Below are 14,504 nucleotides of genomic sequence, written 5' to 3' on the forward strand. Positions count from 1 at the left end.
CGGTGGGGGCTTGCGACCTTCGCTCACCGGCCGGCGTCCTTCTGGGGGGATGGGAACTTCGTCATGCGAAAGGGTCCGAATTTCCGGCCTTTAGCGCGCGCCGGGGGGACAGACCTCCTTAGCAATGCCTCCCAGGTGGGTCAAACATTTGAACAGGAACGGGTGTTCAGGGGATTCCCACGGCCCGTCTCACCTGGTCCATCAGGCGGGTGGCTTCCGCCCGGGCGCGCTCGGCGCCGGCGTGGAGGATGCGCTCCAGCTCACCGGGGTCGTTGAGCAGCTCCTGGCGGCGCTGGCGGGCGGGGCCGAAGGTGGTGTGGAAGGCCTCCAGCAGCTTCTTCTTGTAGTCGCCGTAGCCCTTGCCGCCGGCCTTCCAGGACGCGTCCACGTCGGAGAACTCGCCGGGCGGGAGCATCAGCTTGAGCAGGTCGTAGAGCGGCGCGTCCGTGGTGGGCTTGGGGGCCTCCACCGGCGTGGAGTCCGTCTTGATGGACATGATCCGCTTCTTGATGTCCTTCTCCTCGCCGAAGAGCTCCAGCGTGTTGCCGTAGGACTTGGACATCTTGCGCCCGTCGATGCCGGGCACCGTGGCGGCGCTCTCCTGCACGAAGGCGGCGGGCAGCTTGAGGATGCCGGGCGCGTGGCCCCGCTCCTTGCCTTCCGGATCCGCGGGGTCGTAGCCGGGGACGTACTGGGTGTTGAACTTCACGGCCCAGTCGCGCGCGAACTCGATGTGTTGGATCTGATCCTTGCCCACCGGGACCTGATCCGCGCTGTAGAGCAGGATGTCCGCCGCCATCAGCACCGGGTAGGCGAAGAGGCCGAAGTCCGGGCTGATGTTGTTGGCGACCTTGTCCTTGTAGCTGTGCGCGCGCTCCAGGTGCGCCTGGGGCACCACGGTGCCGAGGATCCAGTTGAGCTCCAGGACCTCCTTGACGTCGCTCTGGCGGAAGAGGACGGCCTTCTTCGGATCCAGGCCCAGCGACAGGTACGTGAGGGCCGCGTCGCGCGTCAGGTCCAGGGCCAGCTTCGGATCCCGCACGGTGGTGAGCGCGTGGTAGTTGGCGATGAAGTAGTAGGCCTCGCCCTGATCCTGGAGCTGCACGAACTGCCGCATCGCCCCGTAATAGTTGCCGATGTGCAGCCTTCCGGACGACTGGACGCCTGAGAGAATCCGCATCGCGATTCGCGCTCCGAATGACGGGTGGAGGACACGGCTCGTTCGCACACCCGCCGTCATGCTGCAACCTTCCGTTGGGACAGGTGGGCCCTTTCAACGCCTGACATTCGCGCGCCCTGCCCTCCTGGAACATTTCGCCCTGGCAGGAAAAGCCCAGCAGTTTCGAGGGGTTGAGGGGTCTCGGGTCTCCCGCTACCCTGGCGGCCCACGCAGCATGCGGCCCGCCTTGGAGGGCGCCCACGGATGGAAGCGTTCACGGGAAACCTGGCCAGCTACCGGCTCCAGTTGGTGTTGCCTCCGCTGTTCACGACGTCCGGGGTGGAGGGGACGCTGCGGGTGGAGCGGGGCGCGGTGCGCCGGGAGTTCTACCTGCGGGACGGGCACCTGGTGGGGGTGGCCTCCACGGATCCGAGGGAGCACCTGGCGCAGGTGCTGGTGAACCTGCGCATCCTGGACGCGCCCCGGGCGGCGGCGGCGTTCGAGGCGGCGGAAGGGGCGAACCTGCCCTACGGCACGTTCCTGGTGCAGCGCTGCTTCGTGGAGCTGTCGCAGCTGACGGAGGCGATGGAGCACAAGGCGCGCGAGGCGCTGTTCGACTGCTACGCGTGGGAGTCGGGCGAGGTGGAGTTCACACCGGGGCTGCCGTTGTCGGGGCGCGCGGTGGGGTTGCGGCTGCCGTTGAGCACGCTGCACCGGGACGCGGTGGCGAGGGTGCAGGAGTGGGCGCAGTTCCGGGACATCTTCCCGCGCCTGGACACGACGTTCCGCGTGTACCGCGAGTTCGCGGTGGAGACCTTCTCCGAGGAGGAGGACGTGCTGCTGGACCTGGCGGCGGGAGGCGCGACGCTGGGAGAGCTGCTGGCGAGCGCGAGGGAGGCCCCGCTGTTCGCGGCGCGCTGGGTGCTGCACCTGTACCGCCGAGGAGCGCTGGCGCCGCACCGGGCCACGGGGCTGACGGTGGGCGAGTCCACGGAGTTCACGGAGCTGCTGGCGCTGGTGCGAGCGTTCCTGTCGTCGCGCAAATACGACCTGGCGGTGGCGCTGGCGGCGCAGGTGCTGGAGCGGGGGCCGGTGCCGGAGGCGCACGCGCTGTACCGCGAGGCGGAGGTGGGGTTGACGCTGGCGTTGAGTGACGCGCTGTTCGCGTTGGACGGGAGGCTGGTGTTCGAGCCCATCCCCCGCCCTGCCCCACCGGACCTGACGGCGGACGACCTGTATCTGTATTCGAAGCTGAGGGGCAGCCGGAGCATCCGTCAGGCCCTGCGCACGGCGGCCATGGGAGAGCTGGCCGCGTCCCGGTCCGTGGACAGGCTGAGGGCCGCGGGGCTGATCCGCGTGGCCCCGCTGGCACCCGGAGCCGTGGAGCCCGCGCCGAGGCGCACGACCACGGATCCGTATGGGTTGAACCTGGCGGACCTGGGCGGTAGCTGAGGCCATGCGCTTCCGACCCTTCCTGAAGATGTCCTCCGCGGGTGATGCACGGGGGCAGGCCAGTCCTTCGGGGAGCTGGGTGGCGCTGGAGAAACTGCATGGTGCGCAACTCGTCCTGGGCGTGCAGGACGGGGCGGTGCACTTTGGCAAGCGCAAGGCGTGGCTTGAGGAGGGGGACTCCTTCTTTGGATGGCAGTTGTTGCGCCTGTCCTTGAGCAACGCGGCGCTGAGGGCGGTCCAGGCGCTGGGGCTCACCGACGCGCGCGTCTATCTGTACGGAGAGTTGCTGGGAGGCCGCTATCCCCATCCGGACGTCCCCGCCGTGCCGGGAATGATGCCGGTCCAGACGGGCATCTGGTACGCGCCGGACCTTCACTGGGTGCTGTTCGATATCCTCGTGGCCCGGTCGGACGAGGACGAAGGCGTGATGCTCGCGCATCGCGATGTGGAGACGGCCGCGAAGGCAGCCGGGGTGCTGACTCCTCCCATTGTGGCGCGAGGCGCCCGGGCGCAGATGGAAGCCGCCCCCACGCGGGCGCTGACGCGGCTCCCCGCGGTGCTGGGCCTGCCCCCGCTGGCGGACAACTGGGCGGAGGGGCTCGTCATCAAGAGCGAGCAACCCATGGCGCCCGGGCAGCGTGCGGCCTTCAAGCGGAAGATCGAGGAGTTCGACGAGGCCCGCTTCGACGAGAGCACGGCCTGGGATGCCCACCAGCGCCTGTCCATCGCCGAGCTCCAGGGCTGGTCCTCACGGCTGGTGAATCCCGCGCGAATCGCCAGTGCCCTTTCGAAGTGCGGGCGCGCCGACGTGGAGGCCATCGTGAGCGAGGTGGAGTTGGATGTGCGGGTGGACCTGGAGCTGGCCTTCCCCTCCGCGTGTCAGTCCCTGGATCCGGCGAGCGAGGAGCGGCTGTCCGCGCACATTCGCGAGCTTGCCCAACCTCTCATCCAACAGGCCTTGGACGCCGCCAGCGGTCGGTCTCTGCTCAGGGGAACTTGAGCGTGCCCTCGCGCCAGGCCTTGAGCGCGTATTTCGCAGCGACCCCATTGATTCCCGGACGCTTCTCGATCCAGAGCAGTACCGGCTCACCGAGTTCCGGAGCGAATTCCAGCGCGTGGGCTGCGACGTGGGAACGCACGGTTTCATCTTTGCTCTGAAGCAATGGAAGGAGCTGGGACGTCGCGCCACGACTCCGAAGCTCCCGGTACGCCCCCGAAATCTTATCGGCGGCGCGATTGGCGGACCGCGAGTCCGCAGCATCCAGGGCCTGTCCGTATGCAATGGCACCCTCCTCGTACCACTGGACGAGTTCCTCAATGCTGGCCTTCTGGAACTTGCGAGTGCTCATGGAAGAACTCCAAACCACCCGAGGACGGTCATGCCGAAGTCGCGTTGGGCCTGGAAGGATTGGCCGCTCAGCCATTGTCGCACGGTCTGCGTTGCTGAGAAGCGAGCGTCCTTGGACGAGTAGTACGCACTGATCCGTTGATGGACGACTTCATCCATCGCGATGACGTTCTCGGTGTTGTGCAGGGCCTGGGGACCGAAGCGCCGCACGTTGCCGTCCGTCTGTTCGACGATGTGGTGCCACTGCTTGCCTGGGCCCGCGGGTCCCCGTGCCCTCTTGAAGGCGCTGAAGGAGTTCCAGGAGCCTGGAGGTGCTCCACTCCCCTTCGCTACCATCGCGACCGCTGTGGATGGAAGCGCGAGCGTGATGACGCCTCCCGAGACGGACACGGCCCGCACCTGATCGAGGCTCGCGACCTGGACACCAATGCTCGAGGCTCCCGGGAAGTTCGGCAGCGTCGACAGCCGTGCCGCCAGCAACGACGCGCCACCGGTCATGCCGTGGCTCACCGCGACCGTGGTCGCGAGGACCAGCACCCTCGCGATGGACGGCCCCACCCGGGCCGCGAAGCGTTGACCGGACTCATCAAGTTCCTCCCACGTGGAGGCCCCATCCGTGGCGAGCTTCAGGTCCTGACTCGCGTCAATCAGCTCCAGGAACGTCTCTGCCCCCAGGTAGACCAGGAGCAGGGCTGACACGAGCGCGGCGCCCTTGGTGAAGGCAGGCTCGGGGTTGGCGGCCAGCGCCGCCCAGGTCACGAGGCCTGTGGCGATGACCGAGTAGAAGAGCTGCGGCGCCAGGGTGTCCTCCACGGCCCTGGAGATGCTCGCCTTGAGGGGCTCAAGAGACAGCGCCAGCGCTACACCGAACTTGTCCCAGTCGCTCAGCCCCATCACGTCTTCGAGCAACGAGATGCAGTCGCCTCGACGCAGACCCGGCTCGCAGAAGCCCCCGAAGGCACGGTCCGCATCGCTCGTGGAATAGGAAGCGCGCACCCAACTGCCTGACCGCGATGCCCGGAGATGCAGCGGCGTGCCCAGCACCAGCTCGGTCAGCGCCTTCTCGAAGGCCCCCGCCCCTACCTCCACGGCCCGGACGGGAGACGGCGGGCTGTACTCGATGGGTGCCCCTTCGCCGGTATCCAGCCGCACCCTGCCCTTCGGGGCAGCGCATGCACTGAGCAATGCGACGAGCAGGACCGCGAAAGGAACCCGAAAGGCCATGAGGCTCTTTAGCCGCCTTTGCCCCGGATCCGCTCCCACACCTGCTCAACCCGTCAGGACCCTCGCGAGCGTGGCGATATGCCGCTCATCGGTGCCACAGCATCCGCCGAGCAGGCGCGTGCCGAGCTCCACGCGCACGCGAGCCATCTCCCGCGCGAAGGCGTCCGGCGATTCGCTGTCGAGCTCCGCCCGTCCGTCGAGTTCCTCGGGTGCGAGGCGGGAGGTGTTGGCCTGCAATCCCACCACACGCTTACCGAGTCCGGGCCATGCCTCCAGTTGGCGCGCCATTCCCTCGCGAAAGACGGAGGGATGGACGCAGTTCACCATGTACGCCGTCGGGCGTGCTCCGGGCAGGGCATCAATGCGCGCCACGGCCTCACCCAGCGGGGTTCCGTCGAGCAGCATCCCACTGGGACGCAAGACGAAGCTCAGGAGGAACGGCGCTCCCGTGCGTGCCATCGCGAGCGCCAGGCCCTCGGCCTCCGAGAGCGCCGGCAGCGCCTGGGCCACGAGGAAGTCCACACCAGCCTGCACGAGCGCCTCCACGTGCGGCGCGTGGAATGCCGCGGCCTCCTCGCGCGGCAGGGCCTCCGCGGGCTGGTACGCATCCCCGCGACACCCGACGAGCCCGCCGATGAAGACGCCTGTGCCCCGGTCGCCTACCTCGTCACGCAGGTCCGCCAGCAGACCCACCGCCTCACCAAAGACGTCCCGGCCGGCGAGTCCCGCGCGCTCAAGCCGCTCCGCATTCGCGCGCCAGGTGGGCGTGAGGAGGACGGTAGGCAGCCCGTGCCGCAGGCCGATGTCCCGGTAGTCGCGGTAGATGTCGGCGAGCACAGCTCGTCCCTCCGGCCTGAAGAGGAGGCCCGCGTTCGCCACGTGCGGATCCAGCAGTCCCGCAGTATGCCGACGCAGGCGCTCGACCACGGAGCCTTCCGCGAGCAGCAGCGGCGCCTCGTGCAAGGCACGAAGGAAGGGTGCGTATCTCGCCAGGACCGTCATCCGTGTTCCTCCCGCATCGTCAGCACCCTCCGGAACCTCGCCGCGTTGGCCGCTCAGTTGTACTTGTTGCGACCTGCCATGACACCGCCGTCGACATCCCAGATGGCGCCGGTGACCCACGCGGTGTCGTTCGACAGCAGGTGGGCGATGGTCCGCGCGACGTCCTCCGCGCTTCCCACGCGGCCGATCGGATGGAAGCCGTTGAACCCCTGGAGCGTGCCGTGGACCTGCTCCTTGGGGATGAAGCCTTCGTAGATCGGGGTCTCGACGACCGCTGGCGAAACCGCGTTGACGCGGATGCCATGGCCGGACAGCTCCATCGCCAGGTGCTGGGTCAGCGAGTGCAGTCCTGCCTTGGCCATCGAATAGGCCGACGAGGGAGTGGCCTCGATGGCCTGCCGGGCCCACATCGATCCGATGTTGACGATGGCGCCCCCCTTGCGCAGCGCGACCATGGACCTGGCGACGGCCTGTGTGATGAAGAAGACGGCCTTGTTGAGGTCGAGGTACAGGTCGTAATCGCGTTCGTCGTGCTCCAGGAAGGGCTTCGGCACGAAGACGCCTGCCGCGTTGACCAGCAGCGTCGCGTCCGCGTGGTCCCTCTGAAGCCGGGCCACCAGGGCCTGTCGCTCGGGGCCGGAGGTGATGTCCGCGCGCAGGCCGTCCACGGGCCCGAACGCGGACAGCTCCGCGACCGCGGCCTGGAGCTTGTCGTCTCGATGCCCGATGACGACCGCCCTTCCGCCCTCTTCGAGGACAGTCCGGGCCACGGCCTTCCCCATGCCGCTCGTCCCGCCGACGACGATGAGCTTCTGCTCCGTGAATCGCGCACGCATCAGGCGGCCTCGTAGATGCGGACGTCCGGCGCGCCGTCGAGGAGCGGCTTCAGCGCGGTCACGACGTCGGTGTTGAACAGGTCGGTCTTGAGGTAGGCGCTGGCCTGCTGCGCCGTCTCGAAGCCGTGCAGCACCTGCACGTCCTCGTCACGGACGAGGAGTTCCTTCGACTTCGCACCGGCGATGGTGTTGAGGAAGGGGGCCTTGTAGCGCTGGTACACGCCAGCGGCATCCGGGCGATTGGCGGGAGAAATCTTCAGGGTGATCTGCAGGTAGACCATGGGTGTCCTCCGTCGTTGCGTTCGTGGTACGTGAAAGCTCAGCTATCCGACGCGAGATTCATCGTCCCGAACGCCCGCTGTCGCAAACGGGAGTTTCTTGGCCTGCGGCAAAGGAAATCTTGACCGCTCATGAGCGCACCCGAACACCTCAATGCCCTGCGTGCCTTCGAAGCAGCGGCCAGGCACGAGAGCTTCTCCGCCGCGGCCGCCGAGCTCCACGTGACGCCGGCGGCGGTGGGCCAGCTCGTGCGGAGCCTCGAGGAGGCGCTTGGCACGCCGCTGTTCCACCGGGGGACGAGCGGACACAAACGGCTCATCCCCACCGAGGCGGCCCAGCGGGCGTTGCCGGACATCCGCGCGGGGTTCGAGCGACTGAGCGCCGGCGTCGCACGGCTGAAGGATGTCTCGTCAACGGGCGTGCTGACCGTGACCGTCAGCTCCGCCTTCGCGGCCAAGTGGCTCCTGCCACGGCTCGAACGGTTCCAGGCAGCGTGGCCGGAGCTGGACGTGCGGCTGGATGCGTCCACCGAGTTGCTCGACTTCGCCGCGCGTGGCATCGACATCGGCGTGCGCTACGGTGCCGGGGGCTGGCCCGGGCTGACCGCCGAGAAGCTCCTGGACGAGGAGGTCTTCCCCGTCTGCTCCCCCGCGCTCCTGCGACAGGGGCGCCGGATGCGCCGGCCCTCGGAGCTGGACGGGCTCCGGCTCATCCACGACCGGTCCGTGGATGCCCGCTCGGGATTCGCCACGTGGGAGGCCTGGCTCGAGAAGGCAGGTGCAAGCGACGTCGACACGAAGCGGGGCCTGCGCATCAACAACTCCGCGGCGGTGCTGCAGGCGGCCATCGACGGACAAGGTGTGGCCCTGGCCCGCAGCATCATGGCGCGCGACGACCTCGCGGCCGGCCGGCTGGTGCGCCTGTTCCCGGAGGTCGAGTTCGCTTCGGTGCTGGCCTACTACGTCGTCTACCGGCCCGAGTGCGCCACGCTCCCGAAGGTGGTGGCGTTTCGTGACTGGCTGATGCGCGAGGCCTCCGGCTAGGTGATGCAGAGGGGCTCAGGAGAACTTGAGCGTGCCCTCACGCCAGGCCTTGAGGGCGTGCTCCGCACGGAACCCAACGAGCCCTGGACGCTTGGCGATCCAGAGCAAGACGGGTTCGCCAAGCTCGGGAGCGAACTCCAGGACATGCGAAGCGGCGTGAGTCCTGAGGGTTTCATCCTCACTCGTGAGGAGCGGGATGAGCCGCGACGTCGCATCCCGGTTCCGAAGCTCCTGGTAGGCCCCCCAGACCTTATCGTTGGCTCGATTGGCAGACCTCGAGTCCGCAGCCTCCAGCGCTTGTCCGTAGGCGATGGAGCCTTCCGAGTACCACTGGATGAGCTCTTCGATGCTGGCCTTCTGAAACTTTCGGGGACTCAAGGGACAACTCCGTAGCGCCGGAGGATCATCATGCCGAAGTCCCGTTGGGCCTGGAACGACTGACTGCGCAACCATTGCCGCACGGTCATCTGCCCTCCCGTGGTGAGTCGGTCCGTCGATGAATAGTACGCACTGACTCGCTGGTGGATGGTTTCGTCGATGGCGATCACGTTGTCGGTGTTGTGCAGGGCCTGGGGACCGAAGCGCTGCACGTTGCCGTCCGTCTGTTCGACGATGTGGTGCCACTGCTTGCCTGGGCCCGCGGGTCCCCGTGCCCTCTTGAAGGCGCTGAAGGAGTTCCAGGAGCCTGGAGGTGCTCCACTCCCCTTCGCTACCATCGCGACCGCTGTGGATGGAAGCGCGAGCGTGATGACGCCTCCCGAGACGGACACGGCCCGCACCTGATCGAGGCTCGCGACCTGGACACCAATGCTCGAGGCTCCCGGGAAGTTCGGCAGCGTCGACAGCCGTGCCGCCAGCAACGACGCGCCACCGGTCATGCCGTGGCTCACCGCGACCGTGGTCGCGAGGACCAGCACCCTCGCGATGGACGGCCCCACCCGGGCCGCGAAGCGTTGACCGGACTCATCAAGTTCCTCCCACGTGGAGGCCCCATCCGTGGCGAGCTTCAGGTCCTGACTCGCGTCAATCAGCTCCAGGAACGTCTCTGCCCCCAGGTAGACCAGGAGCAGGGCTGACACGAGCGCGGCGCCCTTGGTGAAGGCAGGCTCGGGGTTGGCGGCCAGCGCCGCCCAGGTCACGAGGCCTGTGGCGATGACCGAGTAGAAGAGCTGCGGCGCCAGGGTGTCCTCCACGGCCCTGGAGATGCTCGCCTTGAGGGGCTCAAGAGACAGCGCCAGCGCTACACCGAACTTGTCCCAGTCGCTCAGCCCCATCACGTCTTCGAGCAACGAGATGCAGTCGCCTCGACGCAGACCCGGCTCGCAGAAGCCCCCGAAGGCACGGTCCGCATCGCTCGTGGAATAGGAAGCGCGCACCCAACTGCCTGACCGCGATGCCCGGAGATGCAGCGGCGTGCCCAGCACCAGCTCGGTCAGCGCCTTCTCGAAGGCCCCCGCCCCTACCTCCACGGGTCGGACGGAAGACGGCGGGCTGTACACCCTGCCCTTCGGGGCAGCGCACGCACTGAGCAAGGCGACGAGCAGGACCGCGAAAGGAACCCGAAAGGCCATGAGCCCCCTCCCTAGCGCGTGGCTTGAGGCGAGGGGAAGCCAGGTTGCCCGGGCCGGCGGTTTCCTGAACCGCGGGCCATGGGTATCCCAAATGGGACTGGAGCGTGCGGATGGAACAGGCAGCCCGTGAGCGGATCACCCTGGTGGAGGTGCTCGAACGGACGGCGCCCTACGACGTCTTCACCTCCACCCTCCAGGCTGCGGTTCAGCGGCTGGAAACAGAGGGCGTGAGCAGCCTGCTCAGCATCCAGTTCCATGCCCGGCCGGAGGACACGGAGGTCGGCGCGGTCATCACGTTCGCGGACTCGCGCCGGGTCATGGAGCACATCCGGATGCTCTCCGGCTGGCCGGAGTTCAAGGCGCTCCTCGGCGTCGCGAGGCCCGTGGACGTGCGCGTCTACGGGCGGCTGGGCGAGGAGGCGCAGGCCTGGCTCCGGACGATGAACGTCGTGAGCAAGGTCTTCGAAAGCCCCGTGGCGGGCTTCGTGCGCTGAGGCGGTTCAGCGCTCGCCGGGCATCGCCTTGTCGGACACCAGGACCCAGACCGACTCCGTCTTGTCGCTGTAGAACAGCGTGATGGCCACGTGGCGCGCGCCGTGCGCGAAGCGGAAGACGAAGCCGAACGTCTGGTAGAGCTTCTTCGCCCGCACGCCCTCCTGGAACAGGCCGAAGAACTGCCGCACGCGCGTGCACGGCGCCACGTCGTAGAAGAAGTTCTTGCCGATCTGCTCGCGCGCCTGGATGCGCGCCAGCGACGCCTCGGTCCGGTTGAACTTGAGGATCCGACCCTGCCCGTCCAGCTGGATCATCCCCAGGGGGAGGTGATCCAGTTCCACTTCCGACATGTTGTCGACCCGCTGGATGAGGTCATTGAGCGACTCCATCGTCGTCGCTTGAAGGGGAACTGGTTCACCAGAGGGGGGCGTGAAGGGGGTCGCGTTCATGCGCAAACCGTAAAGGAGGCAAGGACCGGCATGCCCGTGCGATGCGGGTGTCCAACGTTTGATCGTTGGGTGGTGTGCTCGGACGCGTGCGCAACCCTCCGCTATCGGACGGAAGCATTGGATGGGGGGCCCCCTCCCCGCCTCAGCTCGCGGCGCGCAGGGGCACGCTCGCGGTGCGGGTCGCCGCGTCCACCCGTCCCAGCCATGCGCTCAACCGCTCGCGCCGGTCCACCTCCGCGCCCTGCCAGGGCGTGAGCGGCGTACGCAGGCTGTGCAGCTGCGCGAACAGGGCCAGGTCCGCCACGCTCAGCGCTCCGGACAACCAGTAGCCCTGCTCCGGGGCTCGCGCGTCCAGTTGGTCCAGCAGCGCCCCGAACCGGCGCCAGCAGGCCTCCGGACCCGCGCGCCAGACGTCTCGCGCCACCAGCCGCTCCACCTGCTTACGGCGGATCAGCGTCGGCACCAGCGCGCGCACCGGCGCCGGCATGAAGTGGAAGAACGCGGCGCGGGTCCGGGGCCAGTTGCGGTCATCCGCCCAGCGAGATGCGACCAGGAAGCCGTTGAGGGACGTGTCCGCCAGCTCCTCCCAGAGCAGCGCCTCCGGCGAGGCGTCGATGCGGCCCGGCGCCAACTGCTGGATGCGCGCGAGGATGGCCGTGGAGTCCGGCACCGCCTCCGCCCCCACCAGCAACACCGGCACCTGGCCGGTGGGGTTGTGCGCGCGGTGCGAGGCCGGGTTGTCCGCGCAGCTGCGCGCGTACGGCAGCCCCGCGTACCTCAGGGCGCGGTGGGCCTTGAGGCAGAAGGGAGAGTAGCTCTCCAGCCCGGGCAGGCCCGGGTCGGCGAGTTCCAGCAGGGTCAGGGGAGGCAGGGCGTTGACGTTCATGGCGCCACCCTACCCCCGCCTTGTGACAGCCTTCTGTCAGGATTGTGGCGCGGCCTACAGGCCGTTGTACTTGAGGTCGCGCGGGTTGACGGACGGCTTGCCGCGGACGTTGTCGGCGGCCTCGAAGGCCTTCATGCCGCTGTTGCCCTGGGTCGCCGCCTGCCACGCGGGCAGGGACTTGAAGGCGAACACCATGTCGAAGTCCATGGGCACCGTTCCGGGGTCCAGCGGCACATTGCCCGGGTTGTCCTGGAACCACTTCATCCAGGCCTGCGAACCCGGCTGCTCGAGGACCAGGATGTCGTTGTTCGGCCCCGTCGTCGTGGGAGGCATCGTGGTGGTGGGCAGGAGGAACGTCTTCATGGGCCACTCGGCCACGCTGTGGCAGCTCATGCACGACGAGGCCTGCACCGCCGGCACCGTCTGGCCGTTGATGGAGGCCGGCGCCACCACCGCGCCGTCGTTCGGCCCGGACAGGCGGCCACCCCACCCCAGCGTCGCCGTGGAGTACGCGGGCGCCGCCGGGTTGATGACCGTCTCCTGCAGCGGCTGGGTCGGGTTCAGCGTGGAGTTGACGTTCGGATCATCCCCCCACATCGCGCCCAGGGGGATCATCTTGTCCCACGGGCTGCCGGGCACGCGCATGTCGTAGACGAGCGTGGAGAACACCCAGCCCGTCTTGGGCGCCGTCTGGGTGTCCTTCACGATGATGTCGAACTGCATCACCGATGCGTTCATCACCTGCGGCTTCGCGTTCGTGGGGCCGTTGGGCGGCGGGACGTAGACGGGCCACAGCGTCGCGCCCTGCATCACCGGCCAGTCCCTGGCCAGCGCGCTCGTCAACGCGACCTTGATGACGATGGAACCCTCCGGGAACTGCGCGGACGTGTTGGTGAGCGTGGGGTTCAGGGCCGTCTTGCCCCACACCTGCCCCAACGCGTACGCCGCCACCTTGTCGTAGTAGGTCAGCACGTACGTCGTCATGTCGACCTTGAGGCCGGACGCGGCGAAGGTGCTCGCGGGGAACTCGGAGCCCACGTAGGTGCCGTGGATGCTCTCCCGGATGGAGGCAAGCCACGGCTCGTTGTACCAGCCCGCCTTCGCCGCATCCCACTGGGGATAGTTGTAGAGCAGCGTCTGCATGGACGGCGCGATGTACGCCTTCAGCGCGTTGACGTACGCGAGCGCGTTGGCCTTCGAGATGGGCTGCCCCTTGAGCGCGGCGATCCACGGCGGGTTGGCCGGCGGCGCCACGGGCGACTGCGGATAGTCATGGCTCAGGCTGAACAGCGGGCCCTGGTACTGCCAGGACGGCGGGATGCTGCCGTTGTTGTCCGCGAAGGGATTGGCGTTCACGGCGCTGCGCTCGAACGCCTCGCGGGCCGCGCCAAACGGCGTCCGCGCCTTCGTGTCCGAGGGCGCGGTGGCGGAGGCCGGCACCACGTTGGCGGTGGGCGCCTTCTTGGGCGGAGACTTCGCTTCGGCCGCGTCGGCCTCGGGCAGCTTGCAGGCGGAGAGCGACAGCGCCAGGCAGCCGGTGAGGCCCAGCGCGCCAGACATCAGGAGTTGGCGGGAACGCTTCATGGACGAGCAGTCCTTCGTGGGCCGCACCGCGCCCGAGTGGGGTGGAACGCGCGGCGGTACTGCACGCGGCGATCCAATCCCCCGGAATGCCTCGCTTGCTCTGGGAATGGCTCGCGGTGTCGCGAGCGCGAGGCCTTCCGCGCGTCTTCACCGCAAGCGATTGCGTTCACCCGCGACGCACGCCCCTCGCCCCCTCCCCCAGGGTCAGGGTCCCGCTCACCCCGGCGTGGGCGGGCGCTTGCGCGCGGTGGGCTTCGGCTTGAACGCGTCGCTGCGCGGGTGGAACTCGTCGTACACCTTGCGCAGCCGCGCGCTGTTGACGTGCGTGTAGATCTGCGTCGTCGCCAGGTCCGCGTGGCCCAGCATCTGCTGCACCGCGCGCAGGTCCGCGCCGCGCTCCACCAGGTGCGTGGCGAACGAGTGCCGCAGCTTGTGCGGCGACAGCGGCTTCAGGATGCCGGCCTTCAGCGCGTAGCGCTTGAGCAGCTTCCAGAAGCCCTGCCGCGTGAAGCCCTCGCCGCGCGGCGTGACGAAGAGCGCGTCCGCCTGACGCTTGCCCAGCAGCTCCGGCCGCGACAGGGACAGGTACGCCTGGACCTTCTCGATGGCCACGCGCCCCAGCGGGACGATGCGCTCCTTGGAGCCCTTGCCCCGGGTGACGAGGTAGCCGGACGTCAGCTGGACGTTGTTGAGCTCCAGCGTGCACAGCTCCGTCACGCGCAGGCCGGTGGCGTAGAGCACCTCCAGCATGGCCTTGTCGCGCAGGCCCGTGACGGTGCGCTCGTCGGGCGCGGCGAGCAGCTGCTCCACCTCCTCCAGCGTGAGGAACACGGGCAGCTTGCGGGGCGACCTGGGCGTGTCCACGTCCTCCGTGGGGTCCTTGTCCGCCATCCGCTCCGCGACGAGGAAGCGGTGGAAGACGCGGATGGCGGCCAGGTGCCGCGCCTGGCTGCGGCGCCCCAGGCCCTGCTTGCCCAGCGTCACCAGGTGCGCGAGCACGTCCTCCTGGGTGACGCGCGCCACGTCCTCCCGTCCGCGCGAGCGCAGGTCCGCGAAGTACACGGTGAGGTCCGCCGCGTAGGCGTCCACCGTCTTGCCGGACAGCCCCCGCTCCGCGCGGATGAAGGCGATGAACGCGTCGAGCAGTCCTTCCATGGTCCCCGGAGGGTACCGGAC

At 68.5% G+C, this 14,504-nt stretch carries 16 protein-coding genes; 4 read left to right on the top strand and 12 right to left on the bottom strand.

Annotated elements, in window-relative coordinates:
- Positions 1-166: 166 nt before the first annotated feature.
- The gene (trpS, locus tag JYK02_RS33545) at positions 167-1,180 is read right to left on the bottom strand and encodes a tryptophan--tRNA ligase (protein ID WP_207056991.1); all 1,014 of its coding nucleotides are present in this window, start codon (positions 1,178-1,180) and stop codon (positions 167-169) included.
- A 243-nt stretch (positions 1,181-1,423) separates the two neighbouring features.
- Between trpS and JYK02_RS33550 the strand changes: the two genes are divergently transcribed.
- Positions 1,424-2,611: a DUF4388 domain-containing protein gene (locus tag JYK02_RS33550; RefSeq protein WP_207056992.1), complete on the top strand. Its 1,188-nt coding sequence runs from the start codon at positions 1,424-1,426 to the stop codon at positions 2,609-2,611.
- 4 nt (positions 2,612-2,615) lie between these two features.
- Complete coding sequence (locus JYK02_RS33555; protein ID WP_207056993.1) at positions 2,616-3,611, top strand: RNA ligase family protein; 996 nt, start codon at positions 2,616-2,618, stop codon at positions 3,609-3,611.
- Here the strand turns inward: JYK02_RS33555 and JYK02_RS33560 are convergent.
- From JYK02_RS33560 to JYK02_RS33580, 5 genes are read right to left on the bottom strand one after another with little or no spacing between them, the layout of a single operon-like run.
- Positions 3,598-3,960, bottom strand: a complete 363-nt coding sequence (locus tag JYK02_RS33560; RefSeq protein WP_207056994.1) for a DUF2019 domain-containing protein — start codon at positions 3,958-3,960, stop codon at positions 3,598-3,600. The two genes, JYK02_RS33555 and JYK02_RS33560, sit on opposite strands and share 14 nt — an antisense overlap.
- Entirely contained in the window at positions 3,957-5,183 is a 1,227-nt protein-coding gene (gene sitA5, locus JYK02_RS33565) for a SitA5 family polymorphic toxin (protein ID WP_207056995.1), read from the bottom strand. Before sitA5 (JYK02_RS33565) ends, JYK02_RS33560 begins: the two co-directional genes overlap by 4 nt.
- Before the next feature lie 45 nt (positions 5,184-5,228).
- Positions 5,229-6,185 carry a homocysteine S-methyltransferase family protein gene (locus JYK02_RS33570; RefSeq protein ID WP_207056996.1) on the bottom strand — a complete coding sequence of 319 codons (957 nt, stop codon included), beginning with the start codon at positions 6,183-6,185 and terminating at the stop codon, positions 5,229-5,231.
- Between the two features lie 53 nt (positions 6,186-6,238).
- Entirely contained in the window at positions 6,239-7,021 is a 783-nt protein-coding gene (locus JYK02_RS33575; RefSeq protein WP_207056997.1) for an SDR family NAD(P)-dependent oxidoreductase, read from the bottom strand.
- Positions 7,021-7,302 (bottom strand): hypothetical protein, encoded by a 282-nt coding sequence (locus JYK02_RS33580; RefSeq protein WP_207056998.1) that lies wholly within the window; start codon positions 7,300-7,302, stop codon positions 7,021-7,023. Before JYK02_RS33580 ends, JYK02_RS33575 begins: the two co-directional genes overlap by 1 nt.
- 129 nt (positions 7,303-7,431) lie before the next feature.
- On the opposite strand from JYK02_RS33580, the gene gcvA reads away from it, so the two are divergent.
- Positions 7,432-8,343, top strand: a complete 912-nt coding sequence (gene gcvA, locus JYK02_RS33585) for a transcriptional regulator GcvA (protein WP_207056999.1) — start codon at positions 7,432-7,434, stop codon at positions 8,341-8,343.
- 15 nt (positions 8,344-8,358) lie between these two features.
- Here gcvA and JYK02_RS33590 read toward each other — a convergent pair whose 3' ends face one another.
- On the bottom strand, positions 8,359-8,721 hold the full coding sequence (locus JYK02_RS33590; protein WP_207057000.1) for a DUF2019 domain-containing protein: 363 nt from the start codon (positions 8,719-8,721) through the stop codon (positions 8,359-8,361).
- The gene (gene sitA5 / locus JYK02_RS33595) at positions 8,718-9,914 is read right to left on the bottom strand and encodes a SitA5 family polymorphic toxin (protein WP_207057001.1); all 1,197 of its coding nucleotides are present in this window, start codon (positions 9,912-9,914) and stop codon (positions 8,718-8,720) included. The genes JYK02_RS33590 and sitA5 (JYK02_RS33595) overlap by 4 nt, the downstream gene beginning before the upstream one ends.
- A gap of 110 nt (positions 9,915-10,024) precedes the next feature.
- Here sitA5 (JYK02_RS33595) and JYK02_RS33600 point away from each other — a divergent pair, with 110 nt between their 5' ends.
- Positions 10,025-10,408, top strand: coding sequence for a hypothetical protein (locus JYK02_RS33600; protein WP_207057002.1), 384 nt, complete (start codon positions 10,025-10,027; stop codon positions 10,406-10,408).
- Between the two features lie 6 nt (positions 10,409-10,414).
- On the opposite strand, the gene JYK02_RS33605 is transcribed toward JYK02_RS33600, so the two are convergent.
- The 4 genes from JYK02_RS33605 to xerD all read right to left on the bottom strand — a co-directional run bounded on the left by JYK02_RS33605 (position 10,415) and on the right by xerD (position 14,483).
- Positions 10,415-10,858 (bottom strand): PAS domain-containing protein, encoded by a 444-nt coding sequence (locus tag JYK02_RS33605; protein ID WP_207057003.1) that lies wholly within the window; start codon positions 10,856-10,858, stop codon positions 10,415-10,417.
- Between the two features lie 142 nt (positions 10,859-11,000).
- A complete protein-coding gene (locus tag JYK02_RS33610; protein ID WP_207057004.1) occupies positions 11,001-11,744 on the bottom strand; it encodes a glutathione S-transferase family protein in 744 nt (247 codons plus the stop codon).
- Positions 11,745-11,798: 54 nt separating this feature from the next.
- Entirely contained in the window at positions 11,799-13,328 is a 1,530-nt protein-coding gene (locus tag JYK02_RS33615) for a hypothetical protein (protein WP_207057005.1), read from the bottom strand.
- Between the two features lie 216 nt (positions 13,329-13,544).
- The gene (gene xerD, locus JYK02_RS33620) at positions 13,545-14,483 is read right to left on the bottom strand and encodes a site-specific tyrosine recombinase XerD (protein ID WP_207057006.1); all 939 of its coding nucleotides are present in this window, start codon (positions 14,481-14,483) and stop codon (positions 13,545-13,547) included.
- Between the last annotated feature and the right edge of the window lie 21 nt (positions 14,484-14,504).

The organism is Corallococcus macrosporus, from assembly GCF_017302985.1.
Taxonomy (GTDB): Bacteria; Myxococcota; Myxococcia; order Myxococcales; family Myxococcaceae; genus Corallococcus; species Corallococcus macrosporus_A.

Excerpts from the sequence above, each read along its gene's own strand:
- JYK02_RS33555 (WP_207056993.1), top strand. The coding sequence starts at position 2,616 with ATGCGCTTCCGACCCTTCCTGAAGATGTCCTCCGCGGGTGATGCACGG.
- JYK02_RS33600 (WP_207057002.1), top strand. The coding sequence starts at position 10,025 with ATGGAACAGGCAGCCCGTGAGCGGATCACCCTGGTGGAGGTGCTCGAA.
- sitA5 (WP_207057001.1), bottom strand. The coding sequence starts at position 9,914 with ATGGCCTTTCGGGTTCCTTTCGCGGTCCTGCTCGTCGCCTTGCTCAGT.
- JYK02_RS33605 (WP_207057003.1), bottom strand. The coding sequence starts at position 10,858 with ATGAACGCGACCCCCTTCACGCCCCCCTCTGGTGAACCAGTTCCCCTT.
- JYK02_RS33615 (WP_207057005.1), bottom strand. The coding sequence starts at position 13,328 with ATGAAGCGTTCCCGCCAACTCCTGATGTCTGGCGCGCTGGGCCTCACC.
- gcvA (WP_207056999.1), top strand. The coding sequence starts at position 7,432 with ATGAGCGCACCCGAACACCTCAATGCCCTGCGTGCCTTCGAAGCAGCG.
- sitA5 (WP_207056995.1), bottom strand. The coding sequence starts at position 5,183 with ATGGCCTTTCGGGTTCCTTTCGCGGTCCTGCTCGTCGCATTGCTCAGT.
- JYK02_RS33550 (WP_207056992.1), top strand. The coding sequence starts at position 1,424 with ATGGAAGCGTTCACGGGAAACCTGGCCAGCTACCGGCTCCAGTTGGTG.
- JYK02_RS33570 (WP_207056996.1), bottom strand. The coding sequence starts at position 6,185 with ATGACGGTCCTGGCGAGATACGCACCCTTCCTTCGTGCCTTGCACGAG.
- JYK02_RS33580 (WP_207056998.1), bottom strand. The coding sequence starts at position 7,302 with ATGGTCTACCTGCAGATCACCCTGAAGATTTCTCCCGCCAATCGCCCG.
- xerD (WP_207057006.1), bottom strand. The coding sequence starts at position 14,483 with ATGGAAGGACTGCTCGACGCGTTCATCGCCTTCATCCGCGCGGAGCGG.
- trpS (WP_207056991.1), bottom strand. The coding sequence starts at position 1,180 with ATGCGGATTCTCTCAGGCGTCCAGTCGTCCGGAAGGCTGCACATCGGC.
- JYK02_RS33610 (WP_207057004.1), bottom strand. The coding sequence starts at position 11,744 with ATGAACGTCAACGCCCTGCCTCCCCTGACCCTGCTGGAACTCGCCGAC.
- JYK02_RS33575 (WP_207056997.1), bottom strand. The coding sequence starts at position 7,021 with ATGCGTGCGCGATTCACGGAGCAGAAGCTCATCGTCGTCGGCGGGACG.
- JYK02_RS33560 (WP_207056994.1), bottom strand. The coding sequence starts at position 3,960 with ATGAGCACTCGCAAGTTCCAGAAGGCCAGCATTGAGGAACTCGTCCAG.